The following is a 19,873-nucleotide window of genomic DNA, read 5'->3' on the forward strand; positions in this document are numbered from 1 at the left end:
AACTTGGGTATGGAAGTAATGCACGAGCGCAATGCTCACAACTTCCCTCTCGACTTGGCTGCTGGTGAGACAACTCCTGTAGCTTTGGTTGCTCCTTCTATCAATGGCTAAGTTTTAGCTATCGATTAACAAAAAGCGCTCCTAGAAATAGGGGCGCTTTTTGTTTGGGGAAAAATATTTTAACACTACTAATGCTTTGCAAAAGTTGGCTTACATTTTACCTAAATAAATTTTTATCTGACCCTTTATGGACAACGACAAAAATTATTGAGATAGTTATAGAGTTCGCGAAATAAGGGACATTTTTTCTGGACTTCATTTGGATCGATTTCCCTCAATAGCAAAGGAGTATGATCTCCTTTAGAAAAGCGTGCTTTATCGCGATCGAGTTCATCTTGAACACTTGACTCAATTAAATATTCTGATAGTTTTTCTCGACAGCAATCTTTTTCAGCATCGTATTCACTAAATGCTTCTGGATTCTCAAAAGAAACTTTTCTTTGTGTACTTAGCCACCAACGCATCCGTTCATGTCTTTTGCCTCGAAAATCTGAATGTTTAGCTATTGAATTATTCCAATCAGCAATAATCCAAGCTTCGATTTCCGGCGCGGCAAACCCAACAAATTTTTCGATGTCAGCACATTCTCGTACTTTTGATATCTCTGACAATATTTTTGATTTTTGTGTCTGAGAATCGCGACAATCCAAATCGTCAAAAACTAAAATCAAGTCGCATTTATTTGCTTCCGCTTTTAAGGTGATCGGTAATTCTTGCTTTATTTGCTCGATTAAGCTTTGACCTGTTCTTCCATAACTACCTGCTTTATTAGCTTTAGGGCCGGGTTTTTGACGAACTGGTGTTTTTCGTTCAAATCTACAGCCCGGAAAAGTTTTTTCTAAAAAAGGAAAGAATCCTCTAACCTCAGCCTCACCGCCACCAGAGAAAACCCACACTACCACGGCCATCCTCCAATACTTGGATCGCCAACACGGTATAAGTCGCCCAATTGCCATCCCTCTTCAAGTTTTGGCTCCAGCAGTTCTTTTGAAAGAGATTTTACTGAGAAATACGTTCTGTTTTCGGGATAAAAACAAAGAACATTCTCTAAACGATCGGTAAAGTGATCTAAAAGGTCGGGACTATGCGTGGTAATAATTATCTGAGTTCTGGTGGCAGCTTTTTTAATCCACTCAGCTAAAATTGGCATCCACGAGACGTGCAATCCTAATTCAGGTTCATCAATGACTATCAAAGAAGGAAGAAGTGGAGAATGTAATATAGTTGCCCAACAAAGCATCCTGACAGTTCCATCCGACATTTCATTTAGGTAAAATGCTTCATCATTAATACCTTCAAAATACCATTCTACAGTGAGAGATAGGCGACCAGAAGGTAAAGCTCTAAGGCGACGAGTTTTTGGCAGGATGGACTTCATTGCCTCGTTAATGCTATCTTCAAAATTGATAGATTTTTGGTTTAAATTGTACAATACTAAAGGCAGATTATCTCCCGAAGCAGATAGGTAAATATCACTGCCACCTATTTTAGGTTCTGCGGTTCTAATTAAACTCAAATTCATGTTATTGGCATTATAAAATTGCCATTTTGAAATAAATTCAATTAATTCTCTTCTAATTTTGTAAATAGGTGTAGTTTCTGGTGGTAATAGACTATTTTCAAGCAGTGTCGGAATTGTCAACAAACCAAAAGAATTGGTAGGAATGTTATCTAAAGGTTCAAACTGAGTTGGCTCTTGACCGAGAGACTTGTAAACAGATAAAACTCCTTGCCCTAATTCTCTGTTATGCAATTTATAGTAATAGAAAGGTTGCCTGCTGGAAGTTTCCTGCAAATCTTCTCCGCCATATAGATATTCTTCAGAGATGCTCGCCCTTACTTTTTGTCTATCGGTATAAAGTTTGAAATCAAGAATTGCGCTGTCTTTTTGAAGATTACCAGTGTGGTTAATTTGCGAAAAACAGCAAGCTATACTGACCTTTGCTGGACTTTCAACATTGACATCTAAAATTCTACCACCACCAATTTTAGCAATAGCATCCTCAAAACTACTCACGCCCCGATTTTCGTCTGGAATAGCAGTCAAGCAATCTTTTAAAAATTTTAAACAACTGATGAAATTGCTTTTGCCTGAACCGTTTGAGCCGATAAATATATTAAGGTTGTTTAAATTTACAGATGGATCTAAGTGTAGATTTTTATAATTCTTGGTTGTCAAAAATCGAATAATTGGTTGATTCATACGATCGCTCCAGTTATACTTCAGAAAGTTAGGGCAGGCAAAATGCCCACCCTACAGAGGTAAAAATTAAATTTTCACCTTTTAACTCTCGATTTTGGATTAGCTGTTACTGAACAAACTTCTTGAATGCCAGAGTCACGTTGTGGCCGCCAAATCCAAAGGAATTCGACAGCGCTACATCAACTTTTAGATCGCGGCTTGTATGAGGAACATAGTCCAAATCGCACTCAGGATCGGGGTTTTCCAGATTAATTGTCGGCGGGATTTTGTCATTGGCGATCGCCATTACCGTCGCCACCGCCTCAATTCCCCCAGAACCGCCCAAAAGATGGCCGGTCATTGACTTGGTAGAACTAATTGCTACTTTGTAAGCATGGTCTCCCAAAGTCTTTTTAATCGCTTTCGTTTCCGTAGAATCGTTGGGAAGCGTGCTCGTGCCGTGAGCGTTGATATAGCTCACCATATCCGGCGTCAAACCCCCATCCTTGAGCGCTAAAGCCATCGCCCGCGACGCACCTTCACCCCCTGGTACCGGAGAAGTCATGTGATACGCATCGCAGGTTAAACCGTAGCCGACGATTTCTGCGTAAATCTTCGCGCCACGCGCCAGAGCGTGTTCCATTTCTTCTAGAATCAGAATGCCAGCACCTTCGCCGACGACAAAACCATCACGATCGCGATCGAACGGACGGCAAGCATGAGTCGGGTCATCATTGCGAGTCGAAAGCGCCCTCGCCGCAGCAAAACCCGCCACGCACAAAGGTGTCACCGCAGCTTCCGTACCGCCGCAAATCATTGCTTGGGCGTAACCCCCCTGAACTAGGCGAAACGCATCGCCCACGGCATTTGACCCGGCAGCGCAGGCCGTCACGGTGCAAGAGTTTGGCCCCTTAGCGCCCGTTTGAATCGCCGTCAGCCCCGCGGCCATATTCGCAATCATCATGGGAATCATAAACGGGCTGCATCGATCGGGGCCGCGAGTCAGATATATCTCTTGCTGGTCTTCTAAAACCTTCAGGCCACCAATGCCAGTGCCAAGAATGACACCCACCTGTTCTGCGTTCAGGTCGTTAATCTCAAACTTCGCATCAGCAACAGCTTGTTTGCTCGCTGACACCCCAAATTGAGCAAAGCGATCCATGCGCTTTGCTTCCTTGCGCTCTAAATAGTCGTGCGGGTCGAAACCCTTCACCTCTGCAGCAAAGCGGCAGTCGTGCCGGGACGGGTCGAATAAGGTAATCGGGCCTATACCATTCTTCCCCGCAAGCAACCCGTCCCAATATTCGGACAAGGTATTGCCGATTGGTGTAATCGCGCCGAGACCCGTGATAACAACGCGCTTACGCTCTAAATTTGTCATGATTTCAGTTTCAAAAAATTAAACACCCAGAACGCAGAACAAAAGAGGAGTTTCCAGTTTTCTAACTTCTCTCCTCTTAGGGGAAAAGACAGGTATTTTATGCTTTTGGAGCTGCAAGTTTGCTGCTGATGAAATCTACACAAGCTTGAACCGTAGTAATTCCTTCGGCTGCTTCGTCGGGAATTTCAATATCAAACTCTTCTTCCAAGGCCATTACCAGCTCTACTGTATCTAAGGAATCTGCTCCTAAATCGTTAGCAAAGTTGGCTTCGGGCTTGACATCGCTCAGATTATCGACTTCCAGTTGCTCTTTCACAATTTTCTGGACTCTAGTAAAAATGTCGTCTTGGCTCATAACATTGTGTCCTCATTGGTTGCTGCGTATCTAATCTTATCCGAAAGGGGGATCTGCAGGAGAAAGGCTGGCCGCTTTTCTAAGTGACACGGGTCAGCGACAATTGGGACACGGACGATCGCAGCAACTCTATGACTCAGGCAAAAAAACCCCAATAGCTCAAAATCAATCATCTCGTTTAGCCACCGGATAACGTTGAGGAACCGGATTTTTGGTCGATGGTGCGTCAGTCATCAACTCAAAATGCTTGAGAAAAGCTGACAATTGGCTCTTAGCTAGGCGGTGATAGGTTAATTATAAAGAGGGAAAACTAAGCAGGAAGCCTCCCGACTTCGATCGCTCTTCTGTCTTGTCCTTTGCCTTGTCTCCCCAGCAGCAACAATTATGCCATCCCCAAATCTCAAATATGCTTACTTTCCCGGTTGCGTTGCCCAAGGGGCCGCCCGCGAACTTTACCTTTCTACTCAAGCACTGACTCAAGCCTTGGGCATCGAACTGGTGGAACTCAAAAAAGCTTCTTGCTGCGGTTCTGGCACTTTCAAGGAAGATTCGCAGTTGCTCGAAGATACTGTCAACGCTCGCAATATTGCTTTGGCTGAGGAACTGAATCTGCCTTTGCTGACGCATTGCAGCACTTGTCAAGGGGTAATCGGTCATGTGGACGATCGCCTCAAGGAATCTCAGAAAACCGATCCTAACTACATAGAAAAAGTCAACGGTTTACTGGAAAAACAAGGCTGTTCGCCTTATCAAGGCAGTACCGAGGTGAAACATCTGTTGTGGGCGATCGTTGCAGATTACGGGCTCGACGAGGTGCAGAAGCGAGTCACCCGCAAGCTTTCGGGTTTGAAGTGCGCGTCTTTTTACGGGTGCTATCTGCTGCGAGCTCAGGATAAGCTGCTTTACGATGACCCGCACCAACCGGAATCGATGGAAAATGTGTTTCGGGCGATCGGGGCAACTCCGGTTTATTATCGAGGGCGGACGCAGTGCTGTGGCTGGCCGTTGGCGAGTTATGCCACTAACCAATCTTTTCAGATGGCAGGCAAACATATTCAAGATGCTCTTGACAATGGAGCTGATTGTATGGTGACGCCTTGTCCGCTTTGTCATTTAAATTTGGATTCGCGGCAGCCGGAGGTGGAAAAAGTAATCGGGCGCAAGTTGGGTTTGCCCGTGTTGCATTTGTCGCAATTGGTGGCTTTGGCTTTGGGTGTGGAGCCGAAAAAACTAGGGCTCGATCGACATATTGTGTCAACTAAGCCCGTGTTAGAAAAATTAGGCTTTTAGTCGATCGATTTCCACAGATTTGTAGTAAAGAAGTCCGTCCTTGATAACTCCGCTCTAAGCACAGACGTGCTCAGTAGGAACCTACTTTGATAAGACTCTCCGCGTGAATAACTGTGAAGTTTTGTCGCTTTTTCGCGAAGTGCTTCCAGGCACTGCGGTAGACTAACCTTTAATTCTCTGTGCAGGCTATAGCGGTGGCACCTCGCCGTCAAATCTGTTAATTCGCAGAGGCAGCAAATTTTTAGTGACTCGTTGGGAGCCTTTATTCAATGTCTCATTCAGTCAAAATTTACGATACTTGCATCGGCTGCACTCAATGCGTCCGCGCTTGTCCGACTGACGTTTTGGAGATGGTGCCCTGGGATGGCTGCAAAGCAGCTCAGATTGCCTCATCTCCCCGCACCGAAGACTGTGTAGGCTGCAAGCGGTGCGAAACTGCTTGCCCGACCGATTTTCTGAGCATCCGGGTTTACCTGGGAGCAGAAACCACTCGCAGTATGGGTCTAGCCTACTAAATATCGATCGACACATCGATCAAATTACGGGCACAACAGAGGGGGCGATTAAATTGCCCCCTCTTTTTTGTCGCGGAATCTGCATTCTGGGGCCGGAAGAAGGTAAAAATGATAAAACTTGGGTTTTATTGCGATCGCTAAGCAGGAGTAGTACGTTAAATGTGCGGAATCGTTGGCTATATCGGCACGCAAGCAGCAAGCGAGATTTTGCTAGCAGGATTGGAGAAACTAGAATACCGGGGCTACGATTCAGCGGGCCTCGCTACCATCTCCGAAGGAGAAATTACCTGCATCCGAGCAAAGGGCAAATTGCACAATCTCCGGGAAAAGTTAGCAGACATAGACTCTCTGGCTCCCATCGGTATCGGACACACCCGCTGGGCAACTCACGGCAAACCAGAGGAATATAACGCTCACCCTCACCTAGATAATAGCGGGCGAATTGCGGTAGTTCAAAATGGAATTGTCGAAAATTATCGTGAGTTGCGGAAAGAATTGAAAGCAAAGGGACATAAATTTGTCTCGGATACCGATACAGAAGTTATTCCTCATTTAATAGCTGAATTTTTGAAAGAAGCAAGAAGGGAGAAAGAAGAAGAAAAAGATAAAAAAACCGAGAAAGTTGCTGATTTATCGTTTTTAAAAACTATTTTAAAGGCGGTAAATAAATTAGAAGGAGCTTTTGCGATCGCCGTTATCTGTGCAGATTTTCCAGAGGAAATAATTGTCGCCAGACAGCAAGCTCCTTTGGTGATTGGGTTTGGTGCTGGTGAATTTTTCTGCGCTTCCGACACGCCGGCATTAGTATCTCACACCCGCACTGTTTTGTCCTTAGAAAATGGCGAATTGGCAAGGCTAACTCCGATGGGAGTCGAAGTTTACAGCTTTGCAGGAGAAAGGCTGAAAAAAAGCCCGCGCATCCTTGGTTGGAGTCCGGTTTTAGTCGAAAAACAAGGCTTCAAACACTTCATGCACAAGGAGATTTATGAACAGCCAGCCGTAGTCAGAGCTTGTTTGGAGGCTTATTTAGACAGCGAGTGGCAGCCGGAAAATCCTCGCTCTCCCATCAATCTCAACTTGCCCAAGGAACTTTGCGCCGATGTCGAACAAATTTCGATTCTCGCCTGTGGAACGAGCTGGCACGCCTCGCTAATTGGCAAATATTTGTTGGAACAATTAGCTAATATTCCCACAGCAGTGCAGTACGCTTCTGAGTACCGTTACGCACCGGCACCGCTGACAGCAAATACTTTAACTATTGGGGTAACACAGTCGGGAGAAACGGCGGATACGCTGGCTGCTTTGGGGATGGAACAGCAGCGCCGCGCGGGTTTTACTGATAAATTCCGGGCGAGAATGTTAGGCATTACTAACAGAACTGAAAGTTCGATCGCCCACATGATGCCACAGGTAATCAATACCCACGCTGGTATAGAAGTCGGCGTTGCTGCCACTAAAACTTTTGTCACTCAGTTGATGGCATTCTATTTCTTAGCTTTGGATTTGGCGCACCAGCGGCAAACAATCAGCACTGAGAGATTGGCAGAAATTATTACTGGTTTGCGCCAGTTGCCAGCGGAAATTGAGAAGTTTTTGGAGATTCAAGAACAGTATGTCGAGGAATTGTCCCACCAGTTTACAGACACCCAAGATTTTATCTTTTTGGGGCGGGGCATAAACTTTCCCATTGCTTTGGAAGGGGCGCTGAAGCTGAAGGAAATTAGCTACATTCACGCCGAAGGATATCCGGCGGGAGAGATGAAACATGGCCCGATCGCCCTTTTGGATGCGAAAGTGCCTGTAGTCGCGATCGCCATGCCCGGAAGCGTCTACGAAAAAGTGCTTTCCAACGCTCAAGAAGCGAAGGCGCGTGACGCCCGTTTAATTGGCGTTACGCCGAAGCAAGGTGTGGCGGAAGCCGATATTTTTGACCACATTTTGCCGGTGCCTTTGGTGGATGAATTGTTGTCGCCAATTGTGACAGTGATTCCGCTGCAATTGTTGGCTTATCACATTGCGGCGCGTCGGGGTTTGGATGTGGATCAGCCACGAAATTTGGCGAAGTCGGTGACGGTGGAGTAAAGGAAGACAGTTGACAGTTGACAGTTGACTGTTGAGAGTTGACTGTTGACTGTTGAGAGTTGACTGTTAGCAGTTGTTATTGGTTATTTGTTATTTGTTATCAATAACCTTCCAGGCTCTGCCTCCTATGCGCGATGCGCGATGCCCGATGCCCGATGCCCAATGTCCAATGCCCGATGCCCGATGCCCGATGCCCTATTCCCCCTCGCACACACCCCAAATCGCCGCCAACAGCAACCAGCTTGTAGTATTGAGTCGAAAATCAAACAGCGTCACATCTACAGTGTTAAAAAGCGTACAGGCGGCGAAGGCTAATAAATAACTGAAAAAAATTAGGCGATCGGTTGCTCTTACATCTTGACAAACCACCTGATTTTTGCTACAAATTATAGATTTTTGATTGAACACTAAAGCATTTTCCGCTACTTCCTGCGTTGCTATTTGGTCGTGTTTAATATCCCCAGAAAAAACCTGCCAATTCGCCAGCAGCAAAACACCCCTAGCCAAAACCCAGCCAACTAAACCAAACAAAAAAAGCGTTGCGGGTATTCCCGTTTCCGCAGTCAACATCAGTATCAAACTGTGAGGATGACCAAGCCATTCTTGCATCTGAGCTTGATAGAGAGGCGTAAAATTTCGCAATCCCCAACCAGTCCAAGGACGCTGCTGAGTCATTGACCAAGCAAATTCCCACTGAGTAGTTCTTAAAGTAGCTGTCGGCCGATTTGGGAACATCTCGTCGGTGAGTCTAGCCCAAAAGAAAGCCGGAACAATTATTCGTAAAGAGTGCCGCAGTGGTTCCGGGCCAAAGGCAGACAAAATAACTGTGCTAGCCACACTAAAAACGGCAGCTAATAATTTTTTATAACCCGCATAAAATGCAAAAGCCAAAACTGCAAAAACTGCAATTCCCCAAGCATTGCGAGAATTAGTAAAAATCAAAGCAACAGCATTTCCGATCACTGCAAAACTTAAAAATAGAAATTGGGAATTGGGAATTGGGAATTGGTAATTGGTGACAACTGACAACTGACAACTGACTTCTGCCATCCACAGTCCCAGTGCTAAAATAAAAGCAATTGTCAGATAGCAAGCTAAAATATTAGCGTACATAAATACAGAAGCCATGCGGCCGGGGGGATTGCCTTGGGGTGCGAGTACCCAGCCAAAAATAGGCTGCAATTGATCGATGCCGCTCCAGCCTAAAAATTGCTGTCCCAGACCTAAAACTATCACTGGGATTGAACTAATTACAATCATCCAAGACAATTGCCGCAATTGAGGCAGAGTTTTAATTAAACTGCTGAAAGTGGCAAACAATATAAAGAACGGCAAGAAGTTGTACAACCCTACAAAAGCCTCAATGCGGTTGTTGGCAAAAACCGCTGTGATGACTAGCAGCGCGCTCAGAATTGCGAATCCTCGATTCAGCGGGCGACGACTAATTTGACGGAACTTTTGCTTGCAAGTGCCGGCCAATCCCAGGAATAAACCTAAAGCTCCCAAAATCGGAATTAAGGGAAAAATCAGCATCCCCACTTGCGCGAAATTCCAAGGGATTTGCAGGCGGGGATCTGGATGTTTTTGGACGCGAGACTTGAGATTTTCGGCTGTCTGTTTGGCAGCTAATTTCAACCGATTTTTGATATTCACCCACACTCCCAATCTCAAATCTAAAATCTACAATTTACCATTGTTAAGCTAGTTCCCAAACGCATTCCGATCGCGTCAAGCGTATTTGAGCTAGGGCAAAAATGGTCGGGATAATGCGACCGTAGTTCGTGGAAATTGATCGCCAACCCAAATCCGCTAAAAACCAAGTCCACATCACCGGGCCGACCAACGAAAATACGCTCCGCGTCGCACCGTAACGAGCCGCACTTACCGCCATACCGCGCCGCGCCGTCTGAATTGCGACATAATTTTGAAACTGGGTTGCTGCAGTTGCAGTGCCTGCAAGCACTCCTTGTTTTGCCATTTGATAGGTGGCAAAATGCAGCGCAAATTGATTAGCCATTAGTTTGAGCAGCATTGGTTTTAAGATGGAACTAACAGCTAAAGCGCTGCCGCCTTTGAACAGTAAACCCAGCGGGTCTTTTTCTGCAGAAATTGGCAGGGGTTCTGAGAGTTTAGAATCAACGATCGCTCGCTGTACGCGCAGTGTGAGCGCTTGCTGTTCGTCTGCGGGCAAACGCTTCCACGCGCGGCCCATTAAGTGGAGAAATACTTCTGCCTCTAAGTCAGTGGTTGACAACTGTCTGGGGTAAGGGATTTTTAGATAGCGACAAACTTGAATTAGTGCTTGTCTGTAAGTTACTTGTTGGGTTCGCCCTCTGAGTACCGTCAACCCGTCGGCTGCAAGATAGCGAAACCGCTGTTCTACGGCGTCGAGCCATGCTTGGCGATCGCGACTTTGTACATCTATCGGTGCGGGGGTTTGCACGTAATCTAAAGGGTTAAACTTGCGGCTGAACAGAAGTTCTGTTAGTTGCTGCAATTCTTCTTCTGTTGTCAATTCGAGTGCTGCTCTGAGTTCGTCCAAAATTTTGCCCTCCCCTATTCGATTTTAGATTTTAGATTTTAGATTTTAGATTGCTGCTGGTTGACAACCATTAGGATTTAGGATTTACCTACAGTGGCATTTTTTGATTGGGTCTTAATCATGGATTCGTGCTGTCCTTTATTCTACTACTTGGTACAGGGCGATGGCGTCGGGCCCTCGCCCGTGCTACGGCTCTTTTGAGTCATCGGTACGGTACAAATTTAGCCTGCAGGCTTTAAGCTGATGTTTAGATTCACAAGGCGGACCGAAAGCATCCAGGATACAAGCCCCCGGATTCATCCGTCCAGAAATAAAAAACCTGTATCCGATAAAGCAGCCCCCCAATTTATCCGTGGGGTCAATGCTTCAATCTAAAATCTAAAATCTAAAATCTAAAATCGATTGACTGATTGATTATGTTCGATGTTGCGGTGATTGGTGCGGGTATGGCGGGGCTGAGTTGCGCTCAACGGTTGCGTCAAGCTGGTTATTCTGTGGCTGTTGTTGAGAAATCTCGTGGCGCGGGGGGACGTGTTGCTACCCGCCGCGTACAGGGTACTAGGGCCGATCACGGGGCGCGGTATCTGGAACCGCAGGGGGATGCGGTGCAGGGGCTAATTGAGGCTTTGGTCGATCGCCACATCCTCAAACTCTGGACTGATACTGTCTGGGAATTCAGACAGGGAAAACTTTCTGCTATTCCTCGCTGTTGTTATGTCGCACCTGCGGGTATGAATGCTGTGGGTAAGTATCTGGCTGAGGATTTAGATATTTGGTTTGGCCGCCGCGTACAAGCTATTTCTACTACAGATAACCAAATGTGGCATCTTTCCCTAGAAATTACTGATGACAATTTAGAGATACCTCAAGAATTGATTGCTAAGGCTGTGGTTGTGGCAATTCCTGCACCTCAAGCTTTAATGTTTTTGAGTTCGGAAATCGGTTTTCAATCTGATTTTCTTGACAAATTGCGTTCTGTTGATTACGACCCTTGCATTACCGTTATGGCTGGCTATCCTGCGCCAAAACAGCAAGATTTAAGTAATCTAAATCCGCAGTGGCAAGCTGTTACTTTTCGAGATGATGCTGATTTAGCTTGGGTTGGTTTAGATAGTAGCAAGCGGCTTGAGTCGCAGCAACCGGTGTTTGTGATTCACAGCAGCGCAAATTTTGCCGATCGCCATTTAGAATCTGCTGATTTGCCAACAGTCGGTCAAGAATTGCTCGATCGCACTTCTGAATATTTAATCCCTTGGCTGAAACAGCCAGAATGGTTGCAGGTTCACCGCTGGCGCTATGCTTTTTGTCGAAATCCTTTGCCTGTTTCTTGTTTGTCTGCTGGGGGAAATTTGCCGCTGGTTTGTGCGGGGGATTTGTGCGGAGAAGGTCAAATAGAGGGTGCTTTGCGATCGGGTTTGGCGGCGGCTAATTCGGTGAATTCTCTGTTGCAAAATTTGCCGTTAGATTCCAGCCTAAATTGGTAATATGGCTACAATTAAGGTATCGATTTTGCCTCTAACGCTATGATGGTCATCCCGTCTGGGTTTAGCCCCGAAGATTACCTTGCCTTCACCTGCGCGATCTAGTTAGGAATTGCAATTTAATAACTCAAGCAATGTTCATCTTTTAATCCTTGCCTGCAAAGCCGACGGGCGCGAAGATGCTGAACTTATTGAAGTTTCGTTCCTTATGAAAAATTCATCTAACGACTTACAAAAAAATGGAAAAATGGTGTAAACTCCCACTTTTCCAAATTGTTATTTTTGTGCAGTTTCCTGTTGTTCTAAGCCTTGTTCTTGCATCTGCAATAACTCGGGAACTGTTACGAAACTGTACCCTTCATTTCTCAATCGAGCAATAATCTCAGGCAAAGCTTTTACTGTTCTCGCTCGATTACCGCCGCCGTCGTGCATCAGCACAATGCCGCCGGAATTTGCCTGCCTCATCACGTTGTCTATCAAAGATTCCGTAAGGGTGCGCCAATCAAAAGAATCAGCAGACCACATCACAACTGCATAATTTTTCTTTTGAGCATAAGCTGTCAATCCATTGTTTAAAATGCCTCCTGGCGGGCGGAACATCGATGTTTGGATGCCGGTCAAGTCCTCTATTAAGGATGAAGTGCGATCGATCTCGCGAGCGGCACCGTCTTCGTTATACTGCAGGTATTGGTGGTTCCAAGTGTGATTGCCGATCGCGTGACCGGCTTGTGCGACCTGTTTGCCAATTTCGGGAGAATTTTGCAGGTATTTTCCTACCCAGAAGAATGTAGCCTTAATATTATTTTCCTTGAGAATATCTAGGATTTGTGTAGTTGTTTTCGGCCAGGGGCCGTCGTCAAATGTCAGGGCGATCGCCTTGTGCTGGGAGTCGAGTTTCGCGTGACGAATGGTTGTACCTTGAAACTGATCCGGTACGGCTGATTGAAATCGGATTGCCTGGAATTGGGCTAGAGCATTTTGGGAAAATTCAACTCGACGGGCGATCGCCTGGGAGAACTTATTAATATTGGACATCGCCGGTTGTTCTTGCGACTGGGATACGGCCAAGACTTGCGCCTGAATCGGTTGCAATGGCTGACTGGCCCGCAAGTTAATCGGCCATGTCACACCCAGCAAAAAACTTCCTGTTGCTGCCATAAAAGCAACTATTAAAGTTTTTCGCCGCCTCCACAGCAGTTTCAATTTTGTCACGTCATTATCTCCTTCACACGTTGTACAGTTAATTTGAGATTTTATGTTGATATCAAGTTAATCCACTTAAGAGGATAATCTTAAATTGGACAGTCAGTAAAAATGCTACTGGAAATAACCGATCGTGGGGAAGTCCGTCCGGATAAAAAAATTTAAGATTTGTGCGCCAGAAATCCCCTAACCCATGAAAACGCGGGATGGTGAACTTTTCCCCAGCCAGGGGGACGGCGCTCTCGGATTAATGGCACGATATTCTTAGGGGCTCAGCCAGCATCGGCCCGCGTCTCTACCTGACACTGCAAGTTGGTTTAACCTGAGATGTGGCACTATTGTCAATAAGCTGTTTAGGAACGCAAGATGCCTGTTCCACAAGAAAATCTACTCTTTGTGGAACAGGCATCTTGCCTGTTCTTGAGAATAGTGCCAGATGTGAGGTTAGCCTGAGATGTGGCACTATTGTCAATAAGCTGTTTAGGAACAGGCAAGATGCCTGTTCCACAAGAAAATCTACTCTTTGTGGAACAGGCATCTTGCCTGTTCTTGAGAATGGTGCAAGATGTGAAGTTAACTGCATTTGATATGAGGGCGATCGCCCGCCCGCCACTCCTAAAATTAACTTTTAGGGCCGATTCTCTCGTTGTACAAGCCGACAATCCGATCGATAACTTCAGCAACAGTCAGATTGTCTGTTTGAATTTCCACAGCATCCGCCGCTTTACGCAAAGGTGCAACCTCGCGGGTGCTGTCCTTTTCGTCCCGCAGGGCGATGTCTTGTTCCAATTGGGCCAAGCTAATATTAGCCCGATCGGTATCTTTAAGTTCTAACAGCCGCCTGCGCGATCGCTCTTGTACCGAAGCCGTCAAAAAAATCTTCAGTTCCGCATCGGGAAACACGTTAGTGCCGATATCGCGGCCTTCTGCTATAATTCCGCCTTTTGTGCCGCAGCGCCGCTGTTCCTCCACCAGAAACTGTCGCACGGCGGGAATTGCCGCCATTTCCGAGACGCGGGATGTCACTTCCAAACTGCGAATTGCCTCGGTTACGTCTTCGCCGTTAATCTTCAACATCTTTGATGCGGGATCGAGGTTGTATTCCAAATAACTGGAACTGATTAATTCGGCGATCGCGCATTCGTCGGAAATCGGCGTGTCTGTTTTCAAGGCCAGCCAAGTCAGCGCCCGATACATCGCACCGGTATCCAGATAAAACAAGTTCAAAGCTGTTGCTGCAAGGCGAGTTACGGTAGATTTGCCTGCTCCCGCCGGGCCGTCGATCGCCACAATGGGCCGACGATTCCTGAGAATTATATTGTCAATCAAACGAGTAGAGCCAACTCTGGCAGCCACGGCTAAAAGTCCCGCTGTTTCCACAACCTGCAAGGGCGTCAAAGTGTCGGGATCGACGAGTTCGGCGTATTCGAGCTTGACTGCGGGCTCTTCTGCGACTGCTGCTTGGGCGGCAGCGAGTGCGGCTGCTGCGGTGCGGTCCCCTGAATAAAAAGTTTCCGAGGCTTGTTGCAGGGCGCGGTAGAGTACGGAGGCTTGCTGTTTTTGCTCTACTGTTAAATACTGATTGCGAGAACTCATTGCCAGTCCCGACTCTTCGCGGACGATCGGACAAGCGACAATCTCTACAGGCAAGTTAAAATCAAAGACCAGCTTCCGAATAATTGCTAGCTGCTGGGCGTCTTTTTGACCGAAATAAGCTTTTGTCGGCTGCACCAAACTCAAAAGTTTAGTAACAATTGCCGCGACGCCTTGAAAATGACCGGGCCTTGCTTTGCTGCACAAAACCGATGTCATCGCCGGTGGCGGCACTACTTGAGTTAAGGATGAAAGGTGAATCTCTATCTGTTTTTGGGCGGTTTGCTCTGTTTCTGTGTGTGAAGCGAAGCTATCCCGTAGGGAATCGACCGTTTGGTGGCCGAACATTTCAGTTGCTGAGGGAGCAAATATGGCATCAACCCCAGCTTGTTCGCACAACAGCCGGTCTTGCTCGAAATTCCGAGGATAATCTTGAAAATCTTCTGTTGGCCCAAATTGCAGCGGGTTGACAAAAATGCTGACCAGGGCGATCGCATTTTCTTGCCTTGCCCGCTGGATCAAGCTCAGATGCCCTGCGTGCAAAGCTCCCATCGTCGGCACCAAACCGACTGTCAAATGAGGTGCAGCAGACTTTTGTAAATTTAAGTAGCAGCGAAGTGCTGCAATGGTAGTAAACAGGCGCACCGGTAGAATCTCCTGAAGGCATTCGGCAGAATGCAGAGTTTATTTGTCAGAATTTGTTCGACTTGACATCTGGCACCACCGTCAAGAACAGGCTTTTCGGCCTGTTCCACAAAGAATAGTGCAAGATGTCAGTTTTATCTCACATCTTGCACCCTTCTCAAGAACAGGCTTTTCGGCCTGTTCCACAAAGAATGAGTTTTCTTGTGGAACAGGCCGAAAAGCCTGTTCCTAAACAAGTAATTGAGAATGGTACAAGATGTCAGTTTTATTCTACTTTCTGCTTTCTACACTTCGGATAACTTTATGTATTCTGCCTGAGAGTAGGCTTCAGCGTCCACGAGTTGTTTGCTGCGGCGGTTCGATCACTTCGATTTCCACTCTGGCAACGCCACTGCTGATCATTCCTAGCACGTTGGCGGCGCCGGCGGACAAGTCAATGAGCCGATCGCCCACATAGGGGCCGCGGTCGTTAATGCGGACGACTACGGTGCGGCCGTTGTCGAGATTTCTCACCATGACTCTCGTTCCAAAAGGCAAATTTGGGTGGGCTGCGGTCATATCATTTTGGTTGAAACGCTCGCCGCTGGCGCTGAGGTTGCCGTTAAATCCTGGGCCGTACCAGGAAGCCCAGCCGCTGAGGCGCACTTGAACTGGGCCCATAGACAGCACGGAGCGTTCTGGTTGGGGTTTGCCTGCGACTTCTTCCAGGGGTGGGGCGTTCCCTAGGAGGCGGCGGAGGCGATTGGTTGCTTGCAGGGCATCTCGGCTAAAGTCGCTGGTGGTGTCGGGTAGGATGGTTTCGGCGTTGATGTTTACCAAGTCCTCGCCGTTTGCCTGGATAATGTAGCGATCGCCTTTTTCCCACTTAACGGTAATGCTGTTGGGATCGATGTTGTTGCGGGCTAGCTGATTGAGTCTTGCTGCTAAGCTTGATGCCCGCCAAACTGGATCGGGTTCTTGATTGCTAGAGTTGCTGGCAATGTTTCCAACTTTGGGATTTTCTCTGGAGCCCGCTACTTTTGACGGACTGCTAGCACCGGCTTGGCTGTTGCCAGTTTCTCCCAAAGCCGTATTTGTTTCCGGATTCGCGTTCAGAAAGGTGATGACTGGAATGTTTCGCACGTAGACTGTCGCTGCTTGTCGCCCGCCTAAGTCGTGGGGCTGAATTTTGGCGATCGAGTCTCGGGCAATTTCAGCTCTTGCTTGATACTGATACTGTCCGACTTTTTGCGCTTCGACCCGAGTAGCGTTTAACTGCTGGGACGGTTGGGTGGCAATTACTTGCTCGGACACCTGAGAGTTTTGGTTGTCGGCACCTGTTGCTTGTGCGTGACAAGAGGATGCCGTTCCTACCATAGGAACTAACAGGACAGCGAGTAGACCACCAACAAATTTTTCCTTCATACGTCCATTTTTGTGAATAGCCATTGCCAACCGAGATTGGAGGATTGGCCATTTGGCGGCGGGTCTCAAGGATTTCTCTCTTGCCCTTCGCCATTCCCCCGTGAGTCAAAGCAAAGTATCCGGGTGCGTTTTTGCTTTAATGCTTCCGCCCCAAAAAAAATTGGCGGAAACTTCCCTGACACTTGACAACTCGTACTCGATCCGCAATTTGTGTTTTGTTCACGAACTGCAACAGACTACCACAAACTTTTGTGGTTGGGGATCGCTGCGATCGCGATTTTCACCAAATCTTCATCAAATTTTCTCAAAACCCTCTATCATAAAATCCTTTAGTTCCAGTGCTTACAGCCGTTTCAGCCATTACGGAAAAATTTACAAAAATTTACAAAACTTTAGTGTATTTTGTGGGCTAGGGAATGGATAGTCTTAAAAAAGCTGTTTGTCAACTGTTATGGGAATAAACTAAAAATTAGAAGAAATCGATTTGGCGGACTTATGGATTATCGAGAAGCAGGTGTGGATGTTGAGGCGGGTAGAGCTTTTGTCTCGCGCATCGGGAGTATGGTTAAGAGCACGCACCGATCGGGAGTTTTGGGCGGATTCGGCGGGTTTAGCGGTTTTTTCAGCGTCCCGGAGGGTTTAAAAGAGCCGGTGATGGTTTCGGGTACTGACGGCGTTGGGACTAAATTGAAATTGGCCCATAATCTCGATCGTCACGACACGGTAGGTATCGACTTGGTGGCGATGTGCGTCAACGACGTGCTGACATCCGGGGCCGAACCCCTCTTTTTTCTCGATTATTTAGCGACGGGAAAGTTAAATCCCGAACAATTAGCTGCGGTGGTGGCCGGCATTGCTGACGGTTGCAAACAAGCGGGCTGTGCTTTGCTCGGAGGAGAAACTGCAGAAATGCCCGGTTTTTACCAAGCGGGTGAGTACGATTTGGCGGGGTTTTGTGTGGGTATTGTCGAAAAGAGCAAATTGTTGGACGGTTCGCGGGTGCAGGTGGGAGATGTGGCTGTGGGCCTGGCCAGTTCGGGCGTGCACAGCAACGGTTTTAGTTTGGTGAGAAAAATTGCGGGCGATCGGGGTTTTGACTGGCATTCCCAACCCGAAAAATTAGGTGGCAAAACTTTAGGAGAAGTGCTGCTAACTCCGACTAAAATTTATGTTAAACCAGTCCTCGAAGCAATTAAGAGCGGTCTAGAAATTCACGGCATGGCTCACATTACGGGCGGCGGTTTGCCGGAAAATTTGCCCCGCTGTTTGGGAGTTAATCAATCTGTGAAAATTGACAGCAATAGCTGGCCAAATTTGCCAATTTTCCAGTGGATTGCTGAAGCGGGCCAAGTTGCGACAGCAGATATGTTCAATACTTTTAATATGGGGATTGGGTTTGTGCTGTTGCTCGATTCCAGGGAAGTAGAACAGGCTGTTAAATGGTTTGAATCTCAGGGAATTGGTGCTTGGGCGATCGGGGAAGTGATTGAGGGGAAAGGAGAATTGATGATCATGGGTAATTAGTAGGAAGCAATCGCAGGGGGTGAAGATTGCTTGGCTTGGTTTTATGCACTAACAGACAATCTCAATCTGCCTTCATCTGTGTATATCTGCGGTTAAATTTATACTTTTGAAAGTAACCGCAGAGGACGCAGAGGACACAGAGGAAGAAAGAGAAAAAGGAATTCACAACAGATGACTTGTTGCTACAATTTTAAATGAAATTGAAATCAGCTATTGTGCTTTTAAATACGGTATAAATCAAAATTATTTCCGTTAATTAGTGTAAAATTTTCCGCCGAACGTTTAAATTAATTGAATAGCTATACTATTTATTACATCGACTCTGAAATGAAGGATTGTTAATTGTTGAAGTGAGAAAATATCAAAAGCCAAGGTAATGTTTTTATCACAGTTTAAATAAAAAACACCTTATTAGGCTTGTACGTGACTCAAATTTTCCAAAAACTCCTGCACAACTAGATCCGGTTGTTCGCTGCATCGGGTAGCGTCGTAATGTTTGACAAGACTGATGCCAGAATCTATGAAAAGCTGGGACATTTCATCTTCTGTTGCGTTTGGATGGGATGATCCACTGTCAATTTTCAGTATCCCTAGCTTGTTTTGGTGGAAGATCAGAAAGTCAGCTTCTTGGTTTTGTCTGCCTTCCGGTGTTGTCAGTCGCAGTTGGGAGTTGGGGATGAAGAGAGTGGAAGTGCGATCGAGTATTTCGGCAATTTTCACTTGTGCGTCGGAGTGAAAGCAAAAACCGTTCCAGTTAATTTCGTTTTCTGAGCCAGATAATTCAGTTTCACTATCAGCATTTATTGTTTTATCTAAATCAGCTTGACCATAATCAGCTTCATTTAAATTTGCGAATAATCTAGCTCCACTTAAGTTTGCTCCGCTGAGATTTGCACCGCTGAGGTTAACTTCGATCGTCAGATTTCGCTGTAAGTTCACTTGAGTTCGCCGTAAGTATCGCTTTAATACAGATTTAAGATTATCTTTTTTTACTTTTTCTTCTAGTGCTGTTGAAAGTAGTTTCCATAGTTTAGCACCAGCATCTTTGATATAATCATATTCATATTCAGTGCTGGCTGCAATTTCTTTATAAGACTGTCCTTCCCAGGATTGACGAAACACTATCTCTTGAATTTTGTTGAGGCGATCGTAGTTGAGGGCTGTTTCTGCGATCGTGATGGCTTCGTCAACGGTCATGTGTTAAAGTCCCTTACTAGCGGAGCGTTAAGGTAGGATTAGTACAGATTGTACCGCAACAGACGCTTAATATTACTTTTTTATTACTATTTTGTTACTTTTTATTACTGTTGAAGCTGCTCTTAAGTCGTTATCATATATCTAACTACACAGGGATGTCAATATCAATAGCACTCATCAGCAGTCTTAAAAACCTTATTGAAGCAGGTATAAGGTTGATATTGAAAGGTGCATCAATAAAAAGTAACCCACCTTTTGTCTATATTCCAAATATTTTTGAGAGAAAGCGTCATGAAAAATTCAACCATTATGATATATTTTCCAACATTGTCACTGACTTTTTGGCTCTCCTGAACTTATGGTTATAAGTTTATCTAATCAGACCAGCAAGCTAATACGCGATTCCTAAAATTATTAAA

At 46.1% G+C, this 19,873-nt stretch carries 16 protein-coding genes; 6 read left to right on the top strand and 10 right to left on the bottom strand.

Going from position 1 to position 19,873, the window contains the following annotated elements:
- Window positions 1-111: photosystem II protein D1 (locus QUA83_RS27110; protein ID WP_333245279.1), on the top strand; the 111-nt coding region annotated here is incomplete at its 5' end.
- A 134-nt stretch (window positions 112-245) separates the two neighbouring features.
- Here the strand turns inward: QUA83_RS27110 and QUA83_RS27115 are convergent.
- The 4 genes from QUA83_RS27115 to acpP all read right to left on the bottom strand — a co-directional run bounded on the left by QUA83_RS27115 (window position 246) and on the right by acpP (window position 3,978).
- On the bottom strand, window positions 246-968 hold the full coding sequence (locus QUA83_RS27115) for a DUF4276 family protein (protein WP_333297041.1): 723 nt from the start codon (window positions 966-968) through the stop codon (window positions 246-248).
- Window positions 956-2,263, bottom strand: a complete 1,308-nt coding sequence (locus tag QUA83_RS27120; RefSeq protein ID WP_333297042.1) for an AAA family ATPase — start codon at window positions 2,261-2,263, stop codon at window positions 956-958. Before QUA83_RS27120 ends, QUA83_RS27115 begins: the two co-directional genes overlap by 13 nt.
- Before the next feature lie 106 nt (window positions 2,264-2,369).
- Window positions 2,370-3,623: a beta-ketoacyl-ACP synthase II gene (gene fabF / locus QUA83_RS27125; protein ID WP_333297043.1), complete on the bottom strand. Its 1,254-nt coding sequence runs from the start codon at window positions 3,621-3,623 to the stop codon at window positions 2,370-2,372.
- Window positions 3,624-3,720: 97 nt separating this feature from the next.
- A complete protein-coding gene (gene acpP, locus QUA83_RS27130; protein WP_333297044.1) occupies window positions 3,721-3,978 on the bottom strand; it encodes an acyl carrier protein in 258 nt (85 codons plus the stop codon).
- Window positions 3,979-4,362: 384 nt separating this feature from the next.
- Here acpP and QUA83_RS27135 point away from each other — a divergent pair, with 384 nt between their 5' ends.
- The 3 genes from QUA83_RS27135 to glmS all read left to right on the top strand — a co-directional run bounded on the left by QUA83_RS27135 (window position 4,363) and on the right by glmS (window position 7,865).
- The gene (locus QUA83_RS27135; protein WP_333297046.1) at window positions 4,363-5,268 is read left to right on the top strand and encodes a CoB--CoM heterodisulfide reductase iron-sulfur subunit B family protein; all 906 of its coding nucleotides are present in this window, start codon (window positions 4,363-4,365) and stop codon (window positions 5,266-5,268) included.
- 269 nt (window positions 5,269-5,537) lie between these two features.
- Entirely contained in the window at window positions 5,538-5,783 is a 246-nt protein-coding gene (psaC, locus tag QUA83_RS27140; protein WP_015175986.1) for a photosystem I iron-sulfur center protein PsaC, read from the top strand.
- A gap of 159 nt (window positions 5,784-5,942) precedes the next feature.
- Window positions 5,943-7,865 (top strand): glutamine--fructose-6-phosphate transaminase (isomerizing), encoded by a 1,923-nt coding sequence (glmS, locus tag QUA83_RS27145; protein ID WP_333297048.1) that lies wholly within the window; start codon window positions 5,943-5,945, stop codon window positions 7,863-7,865.
- A gap of 195 nt (window positions 7,866-8,060) precedes the next feature.
- Here the strand turns inward: glmS and QUA83_RS27150 are convergent, their stop codons facing one another.
- The gene (locus tag QUA83_RS27150; protein ID WP_333297049.1) at window positions 8,061-9,518 is read right to left on the bottom strand and encodes an O-antigen ligase family protein; all 1,458 of its coding nucleotides are present in this window, start codon (window positions 9,516-9,518) and stop codon (window positions 8,061-8,063) included.
- Window positions 9,519-9,561: 43 nt separating this feature from the next.
- A complete protein-coding gene (locus QUA83_RS27155; RefSeq protein WP_190733343.1) occupies window positions 9,562-10,407 on the bottom strand; it encodes a YaaW family protein in 846 nt (281 codons plus the stop codon).
- A 416-nt stretch (window positions 10,408-10,823) separates the two neighbouring features.
- Between QUA83_RS27155 and QUA83_RS27160 the strand changes: the two genes are divergently transcribed.
- Window positions 10,824-11,891, top strand: coding sequence for an FAD-dependent oxidoreductase (locus QUA83_RS27160; RefSeq protein WP_333297051.1), 1,068 nt, complete (start codon window positions 10,824-10,826; stop codon window positions 11,889-11,891).
- 273 nt (window positions 11,892-12,164) lie between these two features.
- Here QUA83_RS27160 and QUA83_RS27165 read toward each other — a convergent pair whose 3' ends face one another.
- From QUA83_RS27165 to QUA83_RS27175, 3 genes are all read right to left on the bottom strand, one after another.
- A complete protein-coding gene (locus tag QUA83_RS27165) occupies window positions 12,165-13,100 on the bottom strand; it encodes a polysaccharide deacetylase family protein (protein ID WP_333297052.1) in 936 nt (311 codons plus the stop codon).
- 612 nt (window positions 13,101-13,712) lie between these two features.
- Window positions 13,713-15,329, bottom strand: a complete 1,617-nt coding sequence (locus QUA83_RS27170; RefSeq protein WP_333297054.1) for a bifunctional pantoate--beta-alanine ligase/(d)CMP kinase — start codon at window positions 15,327-15,329, stop codon at window positions 13,713-13,715.
- Window positions 15,330-15,656: 327 nt separating this feature from the next.
- The gene (locus QUA83_RS27175; RefSeq protein ID WP_333297056.1) at window positions 15,657-16,733 is read right to left on the bottom strand and encodes a septal ring lytic transglycosylase RlpA family protein; all 1,077 of its coding nucleotides are present in this window, start codon (window positions 16,731-16,733) and stop codon (window positions 15,657-15,659) included.
- A gap of 495 nt (window positions 16,734-17,228) precedes the next feature.
- On the opposite strand from QUA83_RS27175, the gene purM reads away from it, so the two are divergent.
- Window positions 17,229-18,257, top strand: coding sequence for a phosphoribosylformylglycinamidine cyclo-ligase (gene purM / locus QUA83_RS27180; protein ID WP_333297057.1), 1,029 nt, complete (start codon window positions 17,229-17,231; stop codon window positions 18,255-18,257).
- A gap of 411 nt (window positions 18,258-18,668) precedes the next feature.
- Here purM and QUA83_RS27185 read toward each other — a convergent pair whose 3' ends face one another.
- On the bottom strand, window positions 18,669-19,454 hold the full coding sequence (locus tag QUA83_RS27185; protein WP_333297058.1) for a pentapeptide repeat-containing protein: 786 nt from the start codon (window positions 19,452-19,454) through the stop codon (window positions 18,669-18,671).
- Window positions 19,455-19,873: the final 419 nt, after the last annotated feature.

This window comes from Microcoleus sp. K1-B1 (genome assembly GCF_036704705.1).
Classification (GTDB): domain Bacteria; phylum Cyanobacteriota; class Cyanobacteriia; order Cyanobacteriales; family Microcoleaceae; genus Microcoleus.

What these genes read in the sequence shown, in the direction of transcription:
- fabF (WP_333297043.1), bottom strand. Translation starts at nt 3,623, where the DNA reads ATGACAAATTTAGAGCGTAAGCGCGTTGTTATCACGGGTCTCGGCGCG.
- QUA83_RS27160 (WP_333297051.1), top strand. Translation starts at nt 10,824, where the DNA reads ATGTTCGATGTTGCGGTGATTGGTGCGGGTATGGCGGGGCTGAGTTGC.
- QUA83_RS27135 (WP_333297046.1), top strand. Translation starts at nt 4,363, where the DNA reads ATGCCATCCCCAAATCTCAAATATGCTTACTTTCCCGGTTGCGTTGCC.
- QUA83_RS27115 (WP_333297041.1), bottom strand. Translation starts at nt 968, where the DNA reads ATGGCCGTGGTAGTGTGGGTTTTCTCTGGTGGCGGTGAGGCTGAGGTT.
- psaC (WP_015175986.1), top strand. Translation starts at nt 5,538, where the DNA reads ATGTCTCATTCAGTCAAAATTTACGATACTTGCATCGGCTGCACTCAA.
- purM (WP_333297057.1), top strand. Translation starts at nt 17,229, where the DNA reads ATGGATTATCGAGAAGCAGGTGTGGATGTTGAGGCGGGTAGAGCTTTT.
- QUA83_RS27175 (WP_333297056.1), bottom strand. Translation starts at nt 16,733, where the DNA reads ATGAAGGAAAAATTTGTTGGTGGTCTACTCGCTGTCCTGTTAGTTCCT.
- QUA83_RS27120 (WP_333297042.1), bottom strand. Translation starts at nt 2,263, where the DNA reads ATGAATCAACCAATTATTCGATTTTTGACAACCAAGAATTATAAAAAT.
- glmS (WP_333297048.1), top strand. Translation starts at nt 5,943, where the DNA reads ATGTGCGGAATCGTTGGCTATATCGGCACGCAAGCAGCAAGCGAGATT.
- QUA83_RS27185 (WP_333297058.1), bottom strand. Translation starts at nt 19,454, where the DNA reads ATGACCGTTGACGAAGCCATCACGATCGCAGAAACAGCCCTCAACTAC.
- acpP (WP_333297044.1), bottom strand. Translation starts at nt 3,978, where the DNA reads ATGAGCCAAGACGACATTTTTACTAGAGTCCAGAAAATTGTGAAAGAG.